The organism is Butyrivibrio sp. TB (assembly GCF_900110805.1).
GTDB lineage: Bacteria > Bacillota > Clostridia > Lachnospirales > Lachnospiraceae > Butyrivibrio > Butyrivibrio fibrisolvens_C.
On the sequence record NZ_FOER01000016.1, the window covers coordinates 1 to 23,754 of the forward strand.

Below are 23,754 nucleotides of genomic sequence, written 5' to 3' on the forward strand. Positions count from 1 at the left end.
ATGAATTATTATATGCCGCAAAAGAGCGATTACAAAATGATTCCGAATATAGCCATTGGTTCAATGAACTTGTGAAATGCCGCAAGGAAGCTAGTGAATGTGGTTTTAACATTGGTAGGCTTGAGGGAGTTATGTATCAGCTCCATATAAGGGAGATTGGCAGTATAGCCGATAATATGCCCCAGTAATTCCAAACATAAAAAGAGAGTTTCATGTATCATATGAAACTCTCTTTAATGTTTGATTATAAAGTTTAATTATATATAATCAATGCACACTCCGCTTAAAATATGGCTTAATTATAATTTATTATACTATTTACCTTATATTCTCCTTGGCAAGTGCCTTTTATTATAGGAAAATATATAGGAATACTTTTATGGGAAGTCTGTTTTACTTAATAGCACCATCTACCATACCCTGTACGATCTGCTTCTGACCGATAAGGAATACGATGATCATAGGTATGATCGCAAGAAGAGCTGCTGTAAGGATCATACTCCAATCTTTAACATATGATCCAACGAATGCCTGTACTGCTACAGGAAGAGTCTTAACTTCACCGTTAAGTCCAAGCATAAGTGAAGGAAGAAGGAAGTCGTTCCAGATCCACATACCGTTAAGGATAGTTACTGTCATAATAACAGGCTTAAGCATCGGGAATACGATTCTGAAGAAAACCTGTTCAGGAAGACATCCATCTATATAGGCAGCCTCTTCAAGCTCAAAAGGAATACCCTTAATGAAACCGTTGAGGATGAACACTGTCATAGCTCCGCCGAAACCACAGTATGCAAAGATGATACCATGAATTGATGAAAGCATCTGAATATTGATGAATTTACCAACATCGCGGAATGTTGAAATAAGCGGAAGCATAACAACCTGGAAAGGTATGATCATGGATGCGATGAATATAAAATATATTATATTAGCCCATACTTTCTTGTTGTTACGGCAGATGACCCAGGCAGCCATACCACCAAACATAGCCAGAAGAACAAGTGATACTACTGTAATGATCGCAGATGTACCAAATGCATTCCAGAATTTGAAGTGGTCGTTGTTAACTACGCCGTCAAGATTTGAAAGGAACTGATCAAATGAAGCACCTTTGAACCCGATCGGGTCTTCAGCAATTGCTGTATTGTACTTAAATGAATTGATCACAACGATGAAGAAGGGGAATAAAACATATGCTGCTATTGCAACAGCTATAATGAACTCTATTATCAGGGTAGATTTTTTGGGTTCTCTATTCATTACATTTCTACCTCCTTCTTATTGGATATTCTAACCTGGAGAATTGATACTGTAGCAAGTATTATGAAGAACAATACTGCTTTAGCCTGTCCAAGTGAGTAGCTTCTGTCATTGATAGCTGTTGTATAGATATTAAGTGCTATCATCTCTGTACCATTAGAAAGATACTTGCCCATGAAACTAGCTATGGATCCTTTACCACCTGTAAGAGCAAGGTTTACATCAAACTGCTTGAATGCAGACGTAAGTGTAAGGAAAGTACAGATAGTGATTGTAGATGCAATCATAGGTATCTTGATCTTGAAAAGTGTCTGAAGGGCTCCTGCTCCGTCAATAGCAGATGCTTCCAGAACATCTCTTGGAACTGTTGTAAGACCTGTGATATAGATGAGCATGATATAACCTGCATACTGCCAGATATATACGATTATGATAGCCATGAATGCTGTATTGGAATTAGCAAGCCATGACCACTGCTGGTTCAAAAGATCAGTAACAACATTTGCAAATATGAACTGCCATATATAACCAAGTACGATACCACCTATAAGGTTAGGAAGGAAATATGAAGCTCTGAAAAATCCAAGTCCTTTGATCTTGGTTGTACACAAAAGTGCAAGCAAAAATCCAACCAGATTTACAAGAATCATGTTAAATATAACAAAAAGGAATGTTAATATGATAGACCAGATAAAAGCCGGCTGATTAAACATTTTGCTATAGTTTGCAAAGCCAACAAATTCTGTCATTTTGATTCCATTCCAGTCAGTAAATGAGTAATAGATACCCAGAAGAAGCGGAATGATAACTGTTACCGCAAATGTGAAAAGAAGCGGGAACAGGAACAATATATTAATTATAGTTCTGTGATGTTTAAGTGTCGGAAAAAAGTATAGTCCTGCTATTATAAGAATTGCGCCTACAACGAGAAGTGTACCCCTTGCATCATTCTTTACTTTGAAAATATCCATGTAAAGCGATGCTACGAACATAACGATTCCTGCTATAAGACATACGAAAGATGTAATCCTTCTTACAGGTGAGAGTATATTCATACTTTCTATGACCTCCTTGGTTCAATGGTATAAAAATCATCGTTTTACGCTTTATTACCCAATAAAATTCTTCAATGAAGTTATTAAATAATAAGTTTCAGTCACCCTTTATTATGTAATAAGGCCCAAAACGAGATGCGTAAAACAACCCCCGAAATAATCCCAGATTTAAAGCTTCCCACATCAGATCATATAGAAAAATGTGATCTGACACTTTATTTTAAAACGGGACGGCGCAGTCTAAGCGCCGCCCACTTTACACAAGCAATAACTTGCGATGATCCTCTTTCAAGGAAATAGATGCTTATTCAGCATAATAGTCAGTGATAACCTGACCGATTGTTGTAACGAATCCGCTCTCATCAATAGAGCCCTTAGCATAGTCAGCGAATACCTGACATGTACGATTCTCAAGACCTGACTTCTTAAGGAATGTGTGCCATCCTGATGTCTTACCAGCCTGCATGTAGCTGATAACAGATGCTGCGAATGGATCTGAAGGCTCATACTTGCAATCATCAAATGGGCTGATGAAACCAGCATCATTTACAAGTATGTTCTGAGCAGAATCGCCTGCACACCAGTTAAGGAATGCCTTAGCTGCTTCTACGTTACCTTCTGAGTATACTGCCCAGTAAGATGAAGGACCTGCAATGATTGTATCCATACCATCTTCGAATGCATAAGGAGCAAAGCCTACCTTGAATCCGGAGTAGTTCTCGTTAGCTGTAAGAGATGCACCGATCCATGAACCCTGAGTAACGAATGCATACTTACCTGCTGCGAAGTTACCAACCTGATTATCATATGTTCCGTCAACAAGAAGTTCAGGATCTGAATACTTGTTGAACATTCCGATGAACTTGGCAAAGCTTGTCATACGAGCCTCATCGATCTTACCACCATCATTGAGCATATCAATGTATGTTGTATCATCTGCCTTGAGACCTGAATCAAGGTACTGTGCGAAGATGTGTGTACCTGTTGACCATCCAAGGTTGTTAGGCTCTGCGCAATATCCGATAACAGCTGTAAGACCAAGTTCGTCCTTCTTGCTGTCGATTGTAGCAAAAGCTTCTTCGTAAGCTGAAGGGCTTGTAAGAGATGCAGGATCTACGCCAGCCTTCTCAAGAACATCAGCGTTGTAAGCGACAGCTGTAGCCTCAACCATGTAAGGATAGCCGATTGTTCCCATCTTCTCATCAACATACTCATACTGAGTATTGTCACACCAAGCTTCTCCTGAAAGATCTGCAAGGTAACCATCCCAATCTGCGAACTGGTTGGTCTCTGATACGAAGATGTCAGGCATGTTACCAGCCTGGAAGTACCCCTTCAGAGCGTCAGATGCTGATGTATCGCCGCCGATTGATTCGATCTGGATCTCATTGCCTGTCTCTTCCTTGTACTTAGCTGCAAGAGCCTGGAGCTGAGTATCAACCTCAGGTTTACCATTTACAAGACGGATCGCATCATAAGATCCTGTAGCTGATGCATCAGATGAACCACCCTCATTGTTCTGAGCATTGCCACCATTTGTGTCAGATGAGCTGCAGGCTGTCATGGCAACTGCCATTGTACCTACAAGCAGTGTTGCAAGTAATTTTCTTTTCATAAGAAATCCTCCTTTATGTTTGGCATAATCACGAACGATAACGTTTCATTATCACGTTTTTATGCTAGTTCATATAATAATGCTACCACTCCCACTAATTATGTACAAGTTTTTAGTGAATTTTCGTTCGTTTTTCGTTATATTCACCATTATATTTTTGAGTTATTATCTGGTGGTTTATGCTTTTACGTTATTCCGTTACCGCTTCGTATTCCATTGTTTCAAAATCAGCTTTAAGCTTCGCTGTATGACCATTTCCAGTCCAGCTCATTTCAAGAGTTGAACCGTTACACTTATAATCAAACTTAGAATCAAAACCAAATGCCGGGAAAGTGTTACGAAGTTTCAAAAGTTCAAGCTGCCCTTTTACTACTGGTTGTTCAAGTTTTTGCGCTATCTCTGAAGGCATGATATTGGTTCTGTTGATCTCCTTGTGCCCGCCTGCTCCTGAACGCTTTACAGCTTCCATATCATTCTTGCCTGCAAACAGGTCAAGATACCATACCTGTGGCTTACCCGGCATGAACATCTGGATAGCTCTTGCCATGAGCATCTTCTTGTCATCTTCACCAAGCGCGCTGTAATATGTAGCATTAACCTGATAGTACATATTCTTCTTGCCATGAAGATCCTTAACAAGACCGCCTCTTCCTACTACAGTATCTATAAGATTCTGAATTTCTTCATCGCTTAAGATACCTTTAAGATCAAGAAGCGGGATTCCATCGTGACATCCCAGCATATTGACTGTACGGATCTTATCTGTGTAGAGCTCATTAGCCCAGTTCATAAGAGTTGTTGCATCTTTTTTCTCAATAGCATCTATTAAAAGTCCCGGAAGGAAGAAGTCATATGTCATGTAGCCCATGTCTGCTACCTTCTTATATGTCTTCTCTCCGTAGCTTGCATGAATCTCCGGAAGAAGTCTTACTCCATATTTATCTGCAAGCTTTCTGACTTTAGCAAGTACATCCCATGTGTCAGGCTCATTGAGGAAGTTCTTCTTACCAGGCTCCTTAGGTGCATATGCAAATGCATCAAGGCGGACGATCTTAGCACCATACTCAGAAAGAGTCTTGAGTGTATTTTCATAATGTTCCCATACAATGTCTGACTTGATATTAAGATCCATCTGACCAAGATATTTACGATTAGACTCAAGAAGATCTATAGCATCATCACGATATTTCTCAAAGCCTGTAAAATCAATCTCTGAAGGCTTCTTGCCATTATCAAGTTCTGTATTGATGCGCTCTGAAAGCTTCTGTGCTGTAAGATACTGCATATTCATCTTGGACAGAAGATCTATAGCATCAAATCTTGGATACTTAACTTCCTGATAAAATGTATTCCAGTAAGGAACATCTCTTCCGTCAGGCATTCTGACCATAAGTATCGGAAGTCCGGGTTTTCTGAAGAACATATCTTTTATTAGTTCTTCTCTTGGCTGAACATAACCATCCTTGGTCATATCTCCGCAACCGTCCCAGAACTTGTTCCAGTTAATAAAGAAGTCTGCATATTTGGACTTCTCACCATTTTTTAAAAGATCCTGAAACTGTGGTGAAAGGACTGATGCATGATTAAGAATGAAATCAAGCTTTAAGTCAACTCCAAGCTTCTTGATTCTTTCAATGTCTTCTTTTGAACCAAGCTCTTCATTTATGTTGTAATCAATTACAGAAAAACCTCTATCAAGGTCTGTATTGAAAATACTCGGAAGGATATAGAAAGACTGGAATACATCCTTAAGTTCGGGCTTTTCAAGAAATGAAACTATATCGCCAAGTGTTCCGCCTATACTATCGGGATAGGCATTAAGCATTGGTCCGTTATCTGTATATTTATTATTCATACCTGCACCTCTCAAAACTGGCTATCCATAAGCGCTGAATACTGCTCGAATGTTATGAGCTCTGCATCCTTGGAAATGATGATCTTAGCTTTATGTGCCTGTGAGTGGAGCTCTCTTTGCTCTATATTAAGAACAAGTGTTGTAAATGCGCTGTCGACCTTGCCGTCTCTTGCACGGGATCTTCTGTGGGCAAGTGTCTCAGCCGGTGTGCTGTTAAGGAGAACAGGAATATCTACCCCATCGATATAATCACTGTTTCCATGTGTCCACTCGATGATAAGAACCTTCTTGTCAGTAAAATCAACATCTTCATACCAAAGAGCGCTCTCATCTCTTCCCATGCGGCGAAGTGTAAGTGTATCTGCACCATCCTTGAATGCTCTTATTATGGTGCTGACTTCGTCAAAGTCTGTTTCGTTTGGTGTTCCAAGATATCCTGCAAGAGCCTTGCTGCCTGCATCTATGTATGATTTAAACCATGCGTATTCATTGACATGCTCAGCATTTGCATCATCATCTGCCTGCTGCCATTTCTGGACGATAGCAAAGTTCTCAGCATTCATATATCCTGCATCAGCCATACCCCTTACACCGGCTTCTCTGAATATATGAAGACGCTCAGCATCATTATATTTAGGAATTCTGTGTGGATAGTTATCACCGGAAAGAGTATAACTACCGATTCCGGCTGCATTTAAATAGAAACTTAATAAAGAAGCAATCTCAGATTTTCCTACTCCTGAGCCTCCGCAAACTGCTATAACACATCTTCCGTACTCATTGGAATCTGCTGCCTTGGCAATTAGCTTTACAAGCTCCGGAAAAATAATCTCTGCTTTGGTAATATGACCATCTTCGATTTCAATCTTATCTCCCGGCATATCACCATGTGGGATGTTCTTGTCTTCCGGAACTGTTACCTTGTTCCATGGAAGAATGGAAAGAACCTTTTCACCATATCCGGACTGTTTGGTTACTCTGTTATAAGTTTCGTTCATTTCATGATTCCTTTCAGGCCTTACCCAAGGCCATTTCAACACTGTCTTGTTTGTATGATCAGTGCTATACCCTTTTTGAATGAAACGTTTCATTCTCTTCTCTAAAAAAACATGCTTTGATTCTTCTTTTTATTCGAATCCCCCTTAGCACATTTACACAATAGCAAAATGACTTTCCAAAGTAAAGCTGTAATATTGTACAAATTTCTAATATTTTTTTGGCATTATTGTCTGATTGTTAGTAATTATCCGCAATGATATCATTTATTAGTAACACTAAAACGTTTCAATATTAGTATATAAGCGCATTTTAAGATTTGGAGAAAGTATATGGCTACTATTAAAGATGTTGCCAAAGATGCGGGTGTATCTTTAGGTACAGTTTCTAAAGTTATAAATGGTATACACGTAAGTGATGAATATAGGCAGAGAGTCGAAGCTTCAATCAAAAAGCTTCATTATCAGCTCAATCCCAATGCGCATGGATTAAAAGCCCAACAGACCAATGATATTCTGGTCATAGTGCCGACGCTTCAAAATGCTCTTTTCCCACCCATGATAGATACTATAGAAAAAGAGCTTAATAAACGCGGCAAGCGAATGCTTATCTGCATTTCAAGGAATGATTCAAGTAAGATCGATTCATATATATCCATGGCTGCAAATTCAAGAGTAGATGGAATATTCGGCGTAACCTATTCTAAAATAGTTGAACCTGAAAGGCTCAATATTCCTATGGTTGCATTCGACAGACATTTCGGAGGCAAGATTCCTTGTATATCCTGTGACAATGAAGCAGGCGGTTATCTTGCTGCCAAGACTTTATATGAAAAAGGATGCAGGAACATCCTGTGTTTCTGGGCAGGAACAGATTATGAAAGTGAGCCTACCAAACGTATAGCAGGTTTTAACAGATTCTGCAGTGAAAAAGGTGTAAACCATAATGTACTTAGTTTTATGGACTATAATATGGCCGACACAGGATTCATGTACCCTTCAAAGTCCTACAAAAAACTCATCCACAGCTATCTCACACCATCTGATGGTGATCAGAAATTTGCTTACGATGGAATCTTTGCTTCATCTGATCATCTGGCCTATCTTATATGTGATGAACTTAGGAAGATGGGGCTTAGTGTTCCTAAAGATGTACAGGTGATAGGTTTTGACGGCATGCCTGATTTTATTACAGGCGAGCCTATAGTATCTTCTATAAGACAGCCTATTGATAAAATAGCCAAAACAGGTATCGAAATGCTTCTTAAGATGATCAAGGGCCAGGAGGTTTCAAGTGTTACAGATCTTCCCGTAACTTTCGTCGATGGTGGAACTACCTTATAATGAATGCTTCCATATATTGAACCACATCCTTTAATGTGCTAAAATGTACGACGAAATGAAGGTTTCAATTGATTAGGAATGACTTTTATGAGCGATTTGGCCGAAACTAATAAAGCCGTCCTTGAGATAATGATCTATGATGATGATATGACAGATTTAAATCTGCATCACAAACTCATCACCAAATATCTCGATGAACGCGATTTTGACTACAATGTAACAGATATTACAAGCCAGGATGATTATTCCGAGTATCTTAAAAATAAGAAACCCGATATCATCCTTCTTGATATACTTATGCCCACTCAAAATGGCATCGAAGCAGCCAGGAAACTTCGTGAGTTTTCCAAAATGAGTCAGATCATCTTCATGACAGGAAGCGACTCATTTGCTGCAGAAGCTTTTGAGGTTGAGGCTCTTTCTTATCTTAAAAAACCTGTCAAGTACGATAGTCTTGTTCGTGTTATGGACAAGGCTGTACAGCGTATCAATTATTCCCGTTCTATAACTGTAAATAGTGAACGTATTCAGACCAAGATATTCCTTAGTGACATCATATATATCGAAACTCAGGGTCGTAAGATAGTTATCCATACTATGAAGGGTGATGTGTCTACTTATATGGCTCTGTCTGCTGTTCAGGAGAAGCTTCCTACTAACAGTTTTGTTCAGGTGTCCAGGTTTGAGATCGTTGCAATCCCGAGGATCAATTATATCAATGGTAACGTTATAACCATGCGCGGTGGTTCAGAACTAAGGATAAGTCCCAAGCTCAAAGAAAAAGTATTTGAAGCATACGAATTATACAGAGCCAATCATTACAACTGATTAAGCGTGCTGACATGTTCATCTTTGATCAAATTCAGTGCTACGATAATGCATTAGTTTATTACGAATAAATTGACGAATATTATAACAACAAGCCATCTAGAAGGGAGAACTGCCATGTCATGGGAAGCAAACGTCCGCAAGGTCGTTCCTTACACTCCGGGTGAACAACCCAAAGAAGCCAATATCATCAAGTTAAATACTAACGAGTGTCCTTATCCTCCTGCTCCTGAAGTAAGAGAACTTCTTGCTGCTATGAAATACGAGGACTTCAGACTCTATCCTGATCCATGTGCATCAAAGCTTGTAGATGCTATAAGCGATCATTACAAAGTTCCTTCTAATCAGATATTCGTAGGAGTAGGATCTGATGATGTTATCTCTATGGCCTTTCTGACATTCTTTAACTCAGATAAGCCTATATTATTCCCGGATATCACTTATTCTTTTTATGATGTATGGGCAGATCTGTACCACATTCCATATAAGAGATGTCCTCTTGATGACAACTTCCGCATAGTTAAGGAGGATTACCTGAAAGAAAATGGTGGTATTATTTTCCCAAATCCTAATGCACCAACAGGTGTTCTGGAAGATGTGTCCATGATTGAGGATATAATCTCTCATAATCCTGACTCTGTTGTGATCATTGATGAAGCCTATATCGATTTTGGTGGCAAGAGTGTTCTTCCATTAATAGACAAATATGACAACCTTCTTGTTGTTCAGACATTCTCCAAATCAAGGGCTATGGCGGGAATGAGAATAGGATTTGCATTTGGATCCAAAAAGCTGATAAAATACCTAAATGATGCCAAGTTTTCTTTTAACTCATATACGATGAATATGCCATCGCTTGAGCTGGGAGCTGCATCAGTAAGAGATGATGAATACTTTAAAAAGACCTGCCATATGATCATGGAGACCAGAAGACGTGTCAAATGTGAGCTTAAATCTCTGGGATTTTCATTCCCTGACTCTCAGGCCAATTTTATTTTTGCAAAGCATGAGAATATTTCGGGGCAGTCACTTTTCTGCGCACTTAAAGCTGCCGGAATCTATGTAAGACACTGGAATGCGCCAAGGATTGAAGACTATCTGAGAATCTCCATTGGAACAGATGAACAGATGGACAGACTTATCGCCTTTTTAAAGGATTATCTTAAATAACTCGCATGCTTTAGGTGTGATGCTTAGATCACAGCTATATCCAAGATAATCGGATAATCGCACCTTGGTATGACAAAATTTACAGGAGATTTAGATTTAAAATGGGTCACGCAATTGTAGAAATGTTTCAGAATGCCCCGATGTGGGGAATTTACCTTGTTATTTTCATAGTATCAATGCTACCTCTTATAGAGCTTAGAGGAGCCATCCCGATTGCATATCTGTTCGATGCAGTGCTTGCAAAATCAGGATTGTCACTGAATATGCCGCTTGCTTACATACTGATAATCCTTGGAAATATGCTCCCTGTACCTTTTATCTTCTTCTTTGCAAGAAAGGTTCTTGAATGGGGCGCAGATAAACCGGTAATCGGCAAGTTCTTCACTTTCTGTCTGGAAAAAGGACATAAGGGAGGCGAAAAGCTTAAAGCTAAAGCCGGTAATGGTCTACTTGTTGCACTTCTTCTTTTCGTTGGTATTCCTGTTCCCGGAACAGGCGCATGGACAGGAACACTTGCAGCAAGTATTCTTGATATGGACTTCAAGTCAAGCGTTATCGCTGTAATCCTCGGTGTTCTTCTTGCAGGTATCATCATGAGTGTTGTAAGTTTACTACTTGGAGTTGCTTTTATATAAGCAAACTTAATGAGTACTTGTCAAAGATTATGAGAGTCAGTCAAAAGAGGCTGACTCTTTTTTGTATTAACTCATTTATTCCACTCATTTGCTTTCCTTACATACTCATCAGAAAGTTCCTGATTGCCCATGAGTTTATAACACTTTGAAAGTGATAAGAGCGGTCTGTCTCCTCCTGCTCGTATATCCAGCATTGGAGTCTGCTCGTATACAGCATTATAAAACCATAGGCTTGCTTCTGACGGGTCCCCGTTATCAAGGTAGTAATCCCCAAGTTCGCAGCACATCTCGCTGGCACAGCCGGAAGATACTTCTTTAAGAGCAAACTTCATAAGCTTACTTACATCTCCTGAAATTCTTGCGCTCTTTGCAAGGATCAAACAGGCTTTCCTTATGTCTTCAACGCTTGCATTTTCACTTTCTGTAACCGCTATCATAAACTTTTCTGCTGCCTTTAGATCTTCTGTCGTTCCCGCCATATAGAGTTCTCTGGCATAAAAATCCAGTAATTTGGATGAGACTACATATCCGTTATCAATCGCCTTTCTGAATATGGCAAGATCACGGGAAGCATGATCTTCTGACTGCATGTGCTGAATTTCAATGTCTGAATCAAATACTAAAGGCTCAGTTCTTATCTGTTCGTGAATAGGATTTTCCCAAATAAATGTTCTTAAACGTCTGAAAAGCTTAGGTCTTAACTCTCTGTCAAAATTGTATACGCTCCTGCCCTTTCCACTGGTCTGCCCGCAGTAGTACATCTGTACTATGTCTATCGAAGGCTCATCATCAGAGATGTCCATAACCTCCTTTAGCTTTTGGAACTGTTCTATGTCTTTTTTATTTAGCACTTCATCTGCATCTGCGCTGTAGATATAATCACAGGTTGCCTTGGAAAAGGCATAGTTCCTTGCTGCAGCAAAATCATCTATCCACTTAAAATTATAAACGGTTGCTCCATACGACTTTGCAATCTCTATTGTCTTATCAGTAGAACCAGTATCGACTATGATCATTTCATCCATAAGATCTTTAAGGCAGTCAAGGCACCTTCTAAGATTCTTCTCTTCATCTCTGACTATCATGCATAAACTAAATGTAACCATGATCATCCTTTCTGACCATTTATTAAGATCTGGAAAATAGGACTGTTTAGGAATTGCCTTTTCGTTATATAATGACGTATGGATCAAAAGACAATTCAATAAGATTAATTCCTGACAAAGTAAGTGACATCAATTTGAACCATTAACTGCTTACTTTGCTTAAGGCATGAGGTTAGTAATGATATACTTTTTAAATACATATAATAAAAGCCGACATACCTTTTCACATCTATTATCGGCTTTACTTCTTGTAACAATAACCCTTTCAGGATGCAAGTATAGCTCAGACACAGTTACATCCTCCGGCCAGGCTAATACTGCTTCAGAGGCTGATATAACAAAATCAGGAGCAAAAGTTCCTAATAATGATACTTACGAAGAAGCTGATAATACTACTATATTAAATAATGGAGAGCCTTTTGACGGATCAGTTATCCTTAATGATAATTTCGACGGATCAGACTATATAAAAATGTCGGAGCTTGTAGAAGGTTCTTCTGTTTCTAATTCAATTAATATATATCCAACCTTGTCAGTTCCCACGGATATCACTTTTATAGATGGGAATTATTATATCGTAGACTGCTATCACTCACAGATAATCTACAATGATGATCTTACATCTCCTCTTACAGACTGGTCTGTACTTACAGACAATGCTTCAAGTGGATATTCTCTGGGGCATACCATTGTATCTGACGGTTCTGTAATGCTTGCTGATGACACAGAGAATAACCGGGTTCTTGTCTTTGAAAAAAGAAGTGATGGATATACTCTTACACAGATTTTTAATGAAATTGGTAATAAGCCCCACTACATTGTCTACAACAAGGATACAGATGCATTCTACTGCTGGAGCTCTTATTCAGGCGAGATGTATATATTCAGGCACAAAGAAAATGACACTCGTATGTATCTTACAAATGTCATTACTATACAAAGACTAAGTGATACTTATGTCAGGTCATTTACAATTAATGATGGGGATCTGTATTTTGTATCAGGACTTCCTGCAGACGGTAGCAGTAACTATGCATCGCAGATCTTAAAATACGATCTTTATTCTTTTTCCAGAAAGGAAAGTTATAATGTCCCTGACAATATAGCCGGTATGGTTCAGCTGGAGCATATAGGTGATATGTTCTACATAACTGTATCAACGGATATATATGGAAATCAGGACGCTGCCACTATGATCTGTGCTCCTTCTATTGAGGATATATCAAGCGGCAACTACGAAACTGTCTATGACAAGTACTTTGTAGGCGGCGGAACTCCATACTACATGGGACTGATCAATGATACATGGTATCTTACAGAGCATAGACTTACAGACCATGCTATATGGAGTTTTGATACAGATACTTCGGGACATATAACATCATCTACAGCTATTTATTAAGTATTGCCGTAAGGCGGCTTACCGTATCCGTGTATTCTTTCATAAGCTCATCATTGTGAGCTTTGATATATCCAAAGTCTCCGGCCTTAGCTGCATCATCAAGTTCTTTGGCTTTGTCTCCAAGAGGGACAAGGCCTATTGTATAACACAGGTTCTTAAGTGCATGTGTGTTGATATGATATGAATCTATATCTTCTTGTATAAAAGCCTCATTGACTGCACTTCCTCTGTCATCTTCAATAAAATCCTGCACTGTCTCCACATAGATTTCTTCATCATCTGCGCAGTATGAAAGCGCTGTCTCTATGTCTGTTCCTTCTATTTCTTTTATCTGAGATATTATTTTGTTTATGTCCATGTATAACCTCTTTTGCTATTACTGCACCATCCGGAAGTTTTAGTCAATAATACTACTTAGGTTATTATATAGCTATGCAGTATTTTTTTCATTACCGTTCAATGCTTTTTTAAACAAGGAATATAGAAATATATATTAGGCTAATTTATTATAATTGTAGTAGGGGTTTTTATTATATTTCGATTGTTATGCCATCTGCACGGCAGATGGCATATACGTCAGGAGAATGCGCATGAGAAGGAAGAACGAACCTCCTGCTCAGGAGATGAAAAATCAGGAAATGGCAGTTTATTCTTACATTGATTCGTTAACGGGATTGATTAATAGAGCAAGTGGGGAACAGCAGATCAACAATATTTTAAAAAGCGACGATCCGTCTGGTGCTCTTCTAATGATCGATATTGATCATTTCAAATGCGTTAATGACACTTATGGTCATGCCATGGGTGATAGTATTCTTAAGCGCTTTGCTGAAATACTTAAGAGTTTTGTCAGATACGGTGATGTTCTGATGAGGCTCGGAGGAGATGAATTTATTATATTTTACCGTAATTTTACGGATCCCGATTCTCTTTCTGAAAGAAGCCGCAGGATTATCGAGAAGGTTGAATATCTTCTTAGCGACATGGTTGATGAAAGGATGGGTCAGACTATTTCAGCTTCCATAGGCATTGCTATTTCGGGTATAAATGGCGATGACCTGAAAACTCTTATGGGCCATGCGGACAAAGCCCTTTATTATGTAAAGCAGCATACCAAGCATGGTTTCCTCATCTATGAGGATGGTGTTAGCAGTATCCATGAAGTTTCTAAACATCATGGAATTGTTAACATCTCTTCCATCAGGTCTATGATAGATGAAGACGGATTCGACAGAGGTGCTTATCTTGTAGATTATGCATCCTTCAAGAGTCTGTATAGATTCCTTACACGTAATCTAAAGAGAATAGACATTGATTATCAGCTGGTTCTTTTTACTCTTTCTATAAGCAGAAATACACCAAGCATCAGTATCATAAACTTAGAGCGTCAGCTCGGGCGTCTCATAGGTCATACACTCAGGGTAGGTGATGTTGCCGCCCAGTATGGCAGAAACCAGTATCTGGTGCTCTTGTCGGGAACTAACACTGACAATGGCAAGATTGCTGCAGAACGTGTTATGAAGAACTGGTTTGATGAATTCAGTAAGATCTGCACACTGTCTTATGAGATTGAAGATCTAGATGTTGAAGAACCCGAGCTCCAGATTTGATCGCCAAAAAAGATATAAGCCGAAATGAACCGGTCGATGCACCAATCATTTCGGCTTTTTTATTTATTCTTAACTTATGCTTCCTGTATCACAGTAACTTTGTCCTTGGGAAGGTACTGCATGATCATAAGTTCAAGCTTCTCCCCTTTTACGGGTTTTGGAAGATAATCCTTAAATCCAATTTCAAGATATTCTTCTCTCATACCTGTCATAACATTGGCAGTGAGCATGATAACAGGAGTATCCTTATTAAGACTATCAGGAAGATCTTGCATCTCTTTGAAGGTCTCAACTCCGTCCTTTACAGGCATGAGATGATCCATGAAGATAATGTCATATTCGAATCTACTTATCAGCTGCAAAGCTTCATCTCCGCTTTGAGCTGTATCAACCTGAATGCGAGAAGGCTCTATAAGTTTCTTAAAGAGCTTTAGGTTAACCTTAGTATCATCTACTACTAATAATCTTGCATCCGGAGCTTCAAAAAGATGATATCTTTCTCTGATACTTGCTTTTCCTCTGTTATCAACGCTCAATTTACCGATAGGCCTTGAATCTGCAATCTTCTGGGGGAAAAATGCTGTGAAAACAGATCCACTTCCATATGTGCTCTCTACTTCTATATCTCCGCCCATAGCTTTACAGATATCACGGCTAAGTGGCATGTCTAGACCGGTTCCTTCTACCTTGGCATTCCTGGTCATTTCAGCACGGCCGAATTTTTCAAACACCTTATTTATATCTTCTTTTTTTATACCTATTCCTGTATCGATCACTCTGACTATGAGATTCGCTCTGGAGTCTTCATTATAACAGGCAACCTTCATGGTAACACTGCCTTCGTCGGTGTATTTAACAGCATTGGTCAGCATGTTGACTATGACCTGTCTGATACGGACCATGTCTCCTATAAGGCTTCCCGGGACATTCTCATTGCATTCAAGATAGAACTTAAGATTCTTTTTCTCTGCTCTGTCGCGTATTATATTACAACTGTCTTGTATAAGTGAAGCTACATCATATTTTTCTTCAATAAGTTCCATATTGCCGGACTCGATCCTGGACAGATCTAAAATATCATTTATAAGCGACAAGAGCGTATTGCCTGACATAATTGCTGACTCTGCGCAGGATTTGAGCTCAGGATCCTTTTCATTTCTATAAATTATCTCATTCATTCCCAGAACTGCATTGATAGGTGTCCTTATCTCATGGCTCATAGATATGATGAAATTATCCTTGGCTTTAGTTGCGCTTTGAGCTATATCGCGCTGTTTTTCTGCTTCAATTCTGTATTTGTTCGAGATATTTTTTTCATTTTCAGCATCTCTTCTGGCCTTGTCAAGACTATTCATAGTCTCCATGAGCTTTCGGTAATCAGGCGTCTCTAACAGAAACAGAACTCCAAGTGCGCCAAATGCTACAAACAACTCATCAAGCATATAATTAACAAGTATAAAACTTCTTAATGCAACTCCTCCAATTACAAATGAATAGAAAAAGACCATGATATGTATTTCGAGAATAGATAATACCAGATTGCCAAGTGCCACAAGCACAAGTGAGTACAAAGTCATACAAACCGGCATTGCAAACATTATGAAGAAAAAAGGTCCATGTGTGTATCCGTTTTGATGATCAAAATCATTAAAAAATCCATAGAAAAGATTAAATGACATAGTAATGCCGGCTACAAAAACCAGAATCTTTGAAGGTATCATCTTGGACTTATAATCATGATTACCTGTACGAAGATCGATAAGACTTGCTATATACGAGCAGATATAATATGCCATCATTATCTGACACATGTAATAGATAAAATAATTAATTTTACATACAATGATAGGGAACGTACTTGCGTTGCTGATGCAAAGAGCATTGAGCATATCAAATACTGCTGTAAGAAATGAACAAACAATAAATCTTCTATACTTCTGATTCTCAGGAGTTTCTGAATAACGCACCTTCATGACAGTATATATAAAGGCAAGAAGAAATGCGCCTACAAGATCAAGATCAATATTATAATCCATGAGAAGTTTTGTGCCTGACATCGGGCCTCCTTAAAGATGATCACACATTATTTTGACACACACCTCATTATGTAACCAAAAAATAAAAATCTCAGCGAAAGATGACTCCTTCGCTGAGTTAAATATAGCATTATGATAGTTTTTAGGCAAATAGTATTGGCTTTATTCTATTTGACCATGTACAGATAAGCATCATCAATTGTACCCCAGCCGCCAGGAGCTGTTTTTACAGAAATTGTTACTGTAAGCTCATCTCCTTCTTCTACTTCCAGCGTATCTGTTGTAGGATTGGTCCATTCAAGCCATCCTGTTACTGTAGTATCTGCCGTTACTGATGTGCCCTTTGTGTTATTGGTTATAGTGATCGTAATCTCCTGGTCATCTCCGGCATCTCCTCCCTGGATCATCATAGATGCTGTATAATTACCGGACTTTGCTGCAATATAGTTCTGTGATGCTGTGAACATAACTTCAGCTTCAGACCAGAAATGAAGTCCATACTCTCCTCGAAATACATCCTCAGAATCTACCCAGGCACCGTTTCCGGAAATCTCCCAGCCGCTATCGTCTCCTGTTTCAAAATCGCTGTTAATAAGAAGACTGTCCGGGAGTACATTGACTTTAATGATGACTCTTGACGTATTATTCTCATCCTGCGATAGGATATCTGTAACTGTACCAAATACTTTGTATTCACCAAATTCTGAAATGTCAGAGCAGTCATCCCATTCTACAGGAAGATCAAGTCTTGCACCGCCTGTATATTCTCCTTTGACGGTGGAAGGAAGATATGATGCAATATCTTCTCCAAGGCTTACTGTTACTTCGGCAGGTGTTATCGCGCCTTCAAATTCCATTCCTTCTATCTCATTACCTGTATATACATATTCAAATGTTTTTAAAGAATCAAGAGGATATCCTGCAAAGTCAAAAAGTGCCTGATTGTCCCATGAGCTTCCTCCATAATACTTTCCTGCATCATCAGGATCATAACCTCCTGCATAGCTTGAAGCCCAGCCTGATCCATATTTTTCCCAGGCAATGGTATTTTCTTTCAATATCTGCTCTGCATTGTCTGTAGTATCTGCATATACGTTAACAGGTATCCATGCAGGTTCCCAGTAGAACATTCCAATTCCGGCTTCGCCTACATCGGCTACTGCTTTTATAACGTTTCTTATCACTTCACTTTGTCCTTGGACTGAGATCGAGTACTCACTATCATCATCATTACTTCCCTTGGCAACTGTATTACCTGATCCGTCTCCGTCATCCAGTGTGTAAGCCCATGAAGTCTCGGCAACCATAACTTTTTTATCATAAGTATCAGCAACGTTTTTAAGAGTTTGTGTAAGATTATCAAGCGTTCCATGCCAATACGGATAATATGATGTTGCAAATACGTCATAGTCAACATCCTCATCAGACAGCATTTTAGCTATTTCCATATAATCACGCTGAGGATTGGAATAGTGAACCGCAACATAAGCATCAGGTATCACTTCACGTACAGCTCTGCTTCCCGCGCTATACAGTCTGCATTTTTCATGATTCGATGTGACACCTGCCATTCCGGGATCTGTCTCATTACCAATAGCTACAAGTCCAACATCTACTCCTGCATCTTTAAGCTTTTGGAGACTTTCTTTGGTATAGTCATAAAGTGCTGTTTCTCTTTCTGATATGCTCATGCCATCCCATGCTTTTGGCGACATCTGTTTATTAGGATCTGCCCAAAAATCAGAATAGTGAAAATCTATATACACTTTCATGCCTGCATTTGTAGCATATTGTCCCATAACAACAGCCCTGTCTATATCACAGTTACCGCCGCCATAACCATTGCCATCTTCATCGTAAGGATCATTCCAGACCCGGATTCTTATATAATTGACTCCGCTATCACTTAATAGATCAAAGAATCCCTGGCTATCAATATCATTCCCATCATAATCTTTGAATACCACACCGCTTTCTTCTTCAGAAAGATATGAAGATATATCTACTCCGCGCATAAAATCATCAGACAATCCGTCAATCTTCTGTACATATACCCTACTGTCCTTGTAGCTGTTACCATCTGTATCTACAGTTTTAAGTTCTATAGCCTTGGAATCGTCCACATGTTCCTCCTTGCTTTCTACCGTATTCTCGGCTGTATCTGATACCGTAGCTGTATCAAAAGCACCAACACCAGAAGTTTCAATATCAGCAGTTCCTGAAGCTTCACCGGTGCTTACACTGGCATTTTGATCATCACTTTGTGACATAGCACCACATCCAGTCACAGATAATGATAAGCAAACAGCCATAGATACTGACGTTGTCCTTATCAGATTTTTACTGAACTTATTTTTCATTAGAGCCCCCTTGCCGGTCTTATATACCTTATATTTTGCTTTATGAGCGTACTCTCATAAATGACCTCTCAGATTCTATGATACAGCAATTTTTCGTTATTTTAATTCTCAAAAATCCCCAAATCTGCGCGCAACTCATTGCGCTATAATCCGGCAGCTATGCAGATTACAACAAAAAAAGCTGCAACTGATTGCATAATGCTATCAGTCTGCAGCTTCCATTTTCTGATCATTATCTTTTATAAAAATAGCAGGTGTCCTGCCATACCTTAGAGTACGAAGATGCTTTTTCCTCTCATTTACAATCTTCTTCTCATTGTCATCAAGGCATCTTTGAGCTTCTTCTATAAGCTCCTCCAACCTTCTCTGTTTGGCCTTCTCATTCTCCAAAAGAGACTGTAGTATCATAACACGCTCCGCTTTGTCGGATTTCTCCCATTTGGCCTTTAAAAACATAGTGGATCTGTCATTTGCCTGAAAGTCAGGAAATATATCCGGATTGACCTGGGAAAAAGAAAAATGCTCTTTTCTAAGTTGATCTAGAACATCAGCCGCACTGCGACTATCTTTACTATTTTTCATGTAATGTACCTTTCTACATCCCCTAAACGTACGTAATAAGTATATCCCACATATCTTACAGTTATCAACAGCTTGGTAATGTTTTTACTGTTTTTCTGCCTTTTGGTCAATGTATCTTTTGATTTTTTGTACACTATTTACAGTTTTGACTTTTGAGATACGTGAATCTATAATTAAATTGTGGTTTTGTGTACATTTCCATCTTTAGGAGGATACACTTTTTTATGAAGCGTACTATGACCTCTAATCTGCTGCCGGGCATGGTCCTTGCAGAAAATGTTTACACGTACAATAATGACCAGCTTATTCTTCCAAAGGGCGCTGTCCTGGATGATAAGTCAATTGCCAAGCTGGAGTTCTATTCTACTGTCAATGTACTTGTTGAAGATGAAATAGAAGAAGTATCCCAGCCATCTATTGATGAACTCCAGACTCTTTCTTATGCCCAAAGGCTCCAGCAAACAACGGAGTTCAAACAGTTCAAGCAGGACTTTGAGGCTGCTGCATCTGATTTTGAAAAGAATATCAATAATGTTGTTCATAACGACAAGCCTATTGACGTTGATGCTCTTACAGCTCCAGTAATGGATCTTATAAATTCCACCAATGGTCCTTCGAATGTTTTTGATATGATGCATTCACTGCGTCAATACGATGACGCAACATATACTCATTGTATTAATGTTGCGCTTATTAGTAATATCACCGGCCAGTGGCTCAAGATGTCTGAAGAAGATATAATGACTCTGACTACCGCAGGTCTTCTTCATGATATAGGCAAACTTGTCATCCCTGAGCAGATCATTACCAAACCGGCTAAACTTACAGATTATGAGTATACAATTGTACAGACTCATCCACAGGAAGGCTATAAGATATTAAAGGAATCCAATCTTGATCCTCATATCAAGAACGCCGCTCTTATGCATCATGAGCGCTGCGATGGTTCAGGATATCCCCTTCATCTTCAGGGACCTCAGATAGATCCTTTTGCCAAGATCGTTGCTATCGCTGATGTCTATGATGCTATGACAAGTGCAAGAGTATACCGCGGTCCTTTGTGTCCTTTTGTTGCAATATCGCTTTTTGAAAGTGAAGGACTTCAGAAATACGATACCAACGCTATCATGACCTTCCTCAGTAACATTGTTAATACTTACCTTTTGAACCGTGTCCGTCTTAATAACAGGCTTGAAGGCGATATCGTATTTATTAACAGAAACCATCTTTCAAGGCCTACTATCCGTATTGGTGACAAGTATATAGACCTTACACAGACACCAGATCTATACATCGAAGAAATAATATGAAAACTAGAAATTATACACTTGATAACGCTAAAGCTTTTGCTATTTTTGTGGTCGTTCTGGCACACGTGCTTAGGGACGGCCGCTATTTTACTTATTTTGTTCCTGCTGCTGTACCGGTCTTTTTCCTTCTTTCAGGAATCACCTACCATCATGGTTCATCTTTTTTGAACTTCATTTTAAAGAAAATAAAAACCATCGTTGTACCTTACCTGTTTGCCGGAGTCATAAGTATCATTATATTTGCTTTTTTGGGAAGATACGCGTCTAATCTTCTTCATGAAGATATAGCAACAACCAAAGTACTTCCTAATATTCTCTTCTTGCTCTATGGCAGTGGTAAATCCGGCCATATGAAATGGAATAATTCACTATGGTTCCTTCCTTGCCTTATGGTGATCATGCTACTTGTCTATCTGATAGAGACAATCGTAGCCAAATTAAAAAAGAGCCGTTTCCACAGCCTTATTATTAGGATCATTCTTAGTCTTTTTTGTCTATCTATAGGATTGTATCTTACAAGGAAATTAAATGGCATCGCACTTTGCTGGCATATAGAAACTGCGCTATGCAACGTGATATTTACCGAGATAGGTATCGTCATAGCGCCTTCAGTATTATCTGCCACAATATTTTCAGATCATACCTGCCATAATGCTATACAAAGACTGATAAATAGACTATTAACATGCAAAGCCATAAGGGCTATATTCTTTTTTGTTCTTGCATTAGTTTTTTCATATCTCAACGGAGAGACAAGCGCCAGAACTGATGAATACGGCATTAGCTTTATACTATATTTCCTAAGTGCTATATGCTATGCTACTAGCTATCTGTATGCCGGAAGCCTAATTGGATCAAAGTTTTCTGCGATAACATATACAGGAATGAATACTCTCCCTATACTTTTATGGAACAAGTATCCTGTTATAGTATTTCAGACACTAATAGGTAAGTTCTCTAATATACTTGATCATCCTGATACTCCGGCAGCACTTATTGCAGCTATCGTCCCCGCCATCCTTGTGATCATCCTATGTCTGCTTGCTGGCAAAATTCAGAAAAAAATTCTCCCTGTAACATTGGGAATCCGGCCAGGTAAATAAAGTAATTCAAACTTCGCACTTGCCAAACATACGCCACACTGTTAGCAATTCACATTGCTGACAGTTAAAAACAGCTTTAAAGCTATCAATCATGTGATGCTTTAAAGCTGTTTACTAATTTTATGCCATTTTAAGTTCGAATTTCCTGACTTCCTCGTCAGTATTAACTTTCTCAATCTGGGCACCAAGTTCTCTCAACTTGATATCAAAGTCTTCATATCCTCTTTCGATATAATGAATATTGTCTATAGTAGTAAAACCATCAGCTGTAAGTCCGGCGATTACAAGTGCTGCTCCGGCACGAAGATCCGGAGCTGATACATCCGCACCGGAGTATCTCTCTACGCCATTGACAATTGCTGCGCTTCCCTCAACCTTAATATTGGCACCCATTCTCATGAGCTGATCAACATACTTGAAACGATTCTCAAAAATACTCTCTGTAACAATACTGATGCCACTTGCAAGGCCTAAAGCTACGGTTATCTGAGGCTGCATATCTGTAGGAAATCCCGGATAAGGAAGAGTCTTAACATGTGTAGCTATAGGACGTCTTCTTGCCTCTACTCTTACTGCATCATCAGATTCATGAATCACGCATCCCATTTCGATAAGCTTAGCCGAAATAGACTCAAGGTGCTTAGGTATAACATTCTTGACTATAACATCGCCTCTTGTAGCAGCGGCAGCTACCATAAATGTTCCTGCCTCTATCTGATCAGGAATAATAGTATATTCACTACCATGAAGCTTCTGAACACCTTTTATACGTATAACATCTGTACCTGCGCCCTTGATATTAGCTCCCATACTGTTAAGGAAGTTGGCTACGTCAACAACATGAGGCTCCTTGGCAGCATTCTCAATAATAGTCTGTCCATTGGCCATAGAAGCTGCAAGCATTATATTGATAGTAGCTCCCACAGATACCATATCCAGATATATATGGCTACCTACAAGCTGCTCTGCCTCTGCATTGATAATAGCATGCTCGATATTAACAGTTGCGCCAAGTGCATTAAAGCCCTTAATATGCTGGTCAATAGGGCGAAGTCCTATATCGCATCCACCTGGGAGAACAACCTGTGCATGTTTATACTTGCCCAAAAGAGCTCCAATAAGATAATATGATGCCCTCATCTTCTTAATGAACTCATTCTCAATCGTATGATTACATACATGGGAAGCATTGATCTTAACACTGTGTCTGTCTATGCGCTCAATAAAAACACCTATGCTCTCCATAGCCTGAAGGAGAATGTTGGTATCCCTTTCATCAGGCATATTGTCAATATATACTGTATCATCAGTCATGATCGCTGCAGCCAAAATAGCCAGCGCTGCATTCTTAGCACCGCCTATCTCAACTTCACCTGCAAGCGGATTACCACCTTTAATGACATATCTTTCCATAATTCTCTCTCATCTGCATACATGGCGTCTTTGCCACTTCTGCCTGATACTATGATACTATGCTTTCAACAA

At 39.1% G+C, this 23,754-nt stretch carries 20 protein-coding genes; 9 read left to right on the forward strand and 11 right to left on the reverse strand.

Translation table 11 applies throughout. The features are described 5' to 3' along the window. The coding region (locus BMX21_RS19545) for a hypothetical protein (RefSeq protein WP_207647643.1) at positions 1-188 on the forward strand (188 nt) is incomplete at its 5' end. Between the two features lie 205 nt (positions 189-393). Here the strand turns inward: BMX21_RS19545 and BMX21_RS11430 are convergent. The 5 genes from BMX21_RS11430 to BMX21_RS11450 form a co-directional block, all read right to left on the reverse strand. Then, positions 394-1,263, reverse strand: coding sequence for a carbohydrate ABC transporter permease (locus BMX21_RS11430; protein ID WP_027203198.1), 870 nt, complete (start codon positions 1,261-1,263; stop codon positions 394-396). Further along, positions 1,263-2,318 (reverse strand): carbohydrate ABC transporter permease, encoded by a 1,056-nt coding sequence (locus BMX21_RS11435; protein ID WP_022754174.1) that lies wholly within the window; start codon positions 2,316-2,318, stop codon positions 1,263-1,265. The genes BMX21_RS11430 and BMX21_RS11435 overlap by 1 nt, the downstream gene beginning before the upstream one ends. A gap of 304 nt (positions 2,319-2,622) precedes the next feature. Continuing rightward, complete coding sequence (locus BMX21_RS11440) at positions 2,623-3,933, reverse strand: ABC transporter substrate-binding protein (protein ID WP_092044436.1); 1,311 nt, start codon at positions 3,931-3,933, stop codon at positions 2,623-2,625. 190 nt (positions 3,934-4,123) lie between these two features. After that, on the reverse strand, positions 4,124-5,788 hold the full coding sequence (locus BMX21_RS11445; protein WP_092044439.1) for an alpha-amylase family glycosyl hydrolase: 1,665 nt from the start codon (positions 5,786-5,788) through the stop codon (positions 4,124-4,126). Between the two features lie 11 nt (positions 5,789-5,799). Next, complete coding sequence (locus BMX21_RS11450; RefSeq protein WP_242952912.1) at positions 5,800-6,786, reverse strand: adenylyl-sulfate kinase; 987 nt, start codon at positions 6,784-6,786, stop codon at positions 5,800-5,802. A 330-nt stretch (positions 6,787-7,116) separates the two neighbouring features. On the opposite strand from BMX21_RS11450, the gene BMX21_RS11455 reads away from it, so the two are divergent. The 4 genes from BMX21_RS11455 (at position 7,117) to BMX21_RS11470 (ending at position 10,760) form a co-directional block, all read left to right on the forward strand. Further along, on the forward strand, positions 7,117-8,127 hold the full coding sequence (locus BMX21_RS11455; protein ID WP_092044442.1) for a LacI family DNA-binding transcriptional regulator: 1,011 nt from the start codon (positions 7,117-7,119) through the stop codon (positions 8,125-8,127). 87 nt (positions 8,128-8,214) lie between these two features. Further along, positions 8,215-8,955 carry a LytR/AlgR family response regulator transcription factor gene (locus BMX21_RS11460; RefSeq protein ID WP_177174018.1) on the forward strand — a complete coding sequence of 247 codons (741 nt, stop codon included), beginning with the start codon at positions 8,215-8,217 and terminating at the stop codon, positions 8,953-8,955. 117 nt (positions 8,956-9,072) lie between these two features. Further along, a complete protein-coding gene (gene hisC / locus BMX21_RS11465) occupies positions 9,073-10,125 on the forward strand; it encodes a histidinol-phosphate transaminase (protein ID WP_092044447.1) in 1,053 nt (350 codons plus the stop codon). A gap of 140 nt (positions 10,126-10,265) precedes the next feature. After that, the gene (locus tag BMX21_RS11470; protein WP_092044616.1) at positions 10,266-10,760 is read left to right on the forward strand and encodes a COG2426 family protein; all 495 of its coding nucleotides are present in this window, start codon (positions 10,266-10,268) and stop codon (positions 10,758-10,760) included. Between the two features lie 71 nt (positions 10,761-10,831). Here BMX21_RS11470 and BMX21_RS11475 read toward each other — a convergent pair whose 3' ends face one another. Next, a complete protein-coding gene (locus BMX21_RS11475; RefSeq protein WP_092044450.1) occupies positions 10,832-11,866 on the reverse strand; it encodes a glycosyltransferase family 2 protein in 1,035 nt (344 codons plus the stop codon). A 178-nt stretch (positions 11,867-12,044) separates the two neighbouring features. Here BMX21_RS11475 and BMX21_RS11480 point away from each other — a divergent pair, with 178 nt between their 5' ends. Beyond that, positions 12,045-13,268 carry an NHL repeat-containing protein gene (locus BMX21_RS11480; protein WP_092044453.1) on the forward strand — a complete coding sequence of 408 codons (1,224 nt, stop codon included), beginning with the start codon at positions 12,045-12,047 and terminating at the stop codon, positions 13,266-13,268. Here the strand turns inward: BMX21_RS11480 and BMX21_RS11485 are convergent. After that, entirely contained in the window at positions 13,258-13,626 is a 369-nt protein-coding gene (locus BMX21_RS11485; protein ID WP_092044456.1) for an Hpt domain-containing protein, read from the reverse strand. The genes BMX21_RS11480 and BMX21_RS11485 overlap by 11 nt on opposite strands. Before the next feature lie 232 nt (positions 13,627-13,858). Between BMX21_RS11485 and BMX21_RS11490 the strand changes: the two genes are divergently transcribed. Further along, complete coding sequence (locus BMX21_RS11490) at positions 13,859-14,878, forward strand: diguanylate cyclase domain-containing protein (RefSeq protein WP_177174019.1); 1,020 nt, start codon at positions 13,859-13,861, stop codon at positions 14,876-14,878. Positions 14,879-14,952: 74 nt separating this feature from the next. Here BMX21_RS11490 and BMX21_RS11495 read toward each other — a convergent pair whose 3' ends face one another. The 3 genes from BMX21_RS11495 to BMX21_RS11505 all read right to left on the reverse strand — a co-directional run bounded on the left by BMX21_RS11495 (position 14,953) and on the right by BMX21_RS11505 (position 19,856). Continuing rightward, a complete protein-coding gene (locus BMX21_RS11495; protein WP_092044462.1) occupies positions 14,953-16,935 on the reverse strand; it encodes an ATP-binding protein in 1,983 nt (660 codons plus the stop codon). Positions 16,936-17,081: 146 nt separating this feature from the next. Further along, on the reverse strand, positions 17,082-19,274 hold the full coding sequence (locus BMX21_RS11500) for a glycosyl hydrolase 53 family protein (protein WP_092044465.1): 2,193 nt from the start codon (positions 19,272-19,274) through the stop codon (positions 17,082-17,084). 204 nt (positions 19,275-19,478) lie between these two features. Continuing rightward, a complete protein-coding gene (locus BMX21_RS11505; RefSeq protein ID WP_092044468.1) occupies positions 19,479-19,856 on the reverse strand; it encodes a hypothetical protein in 378 nt (125 codons plus the stop codon). A 224-nt stretch (positions 19,857-20,080) separates the two neighbouring features. Here BMX21_RS11505 and BMX21_RS11510 point away from each other — a divergent pair, with 224 nt between their 5' ends. Then, a complete protein-coding gene (locus BMX21_RS11510) occupies positions 20,081-21,166 on the forward strand; it encodes an HD-GYP domain-containing protein (RefSeq protein ID WP_022755374.1) in 1,086 nt (361 codons plus the stop codon). Beyond that, on the forward strand, positions 21,163-22,269 hold the full coding sequence (locus tag BMX21_RS11515) for an acyltransferase family protein (RefSeq protein ID WP_092044471.1): 1,107 nt from the start codon (positions 21,163-21,165) through the stop codon (positions 22,267-22,269). Before BMX21_RS11510 ends, BMX21_RS11515 begins: the two co-directional genes overlap by 4 nt. 120 nt (positions 22,270-22,389) lie before the next feature. Here the strand turns inward: BMX21_RS11515 and BMX21_RS11520 are convergent, their stop codons facing one another. Then, positions 22,390-23,682: a UDP-N-acetylglucosamine 1-carboxyvinyltransferase gene (locus tag BMX21_RS11520; RefSeq protein ID WP_092044474.1), complete on the reverse strand. Its 1,293-nt coding sequence runs from the start codon at positions 23,680-23,682 to the stop codon at positions 22,390-22,392. Between the last annotated feature and the right edge of the window lie 72 nt (positions 23,683-23,754).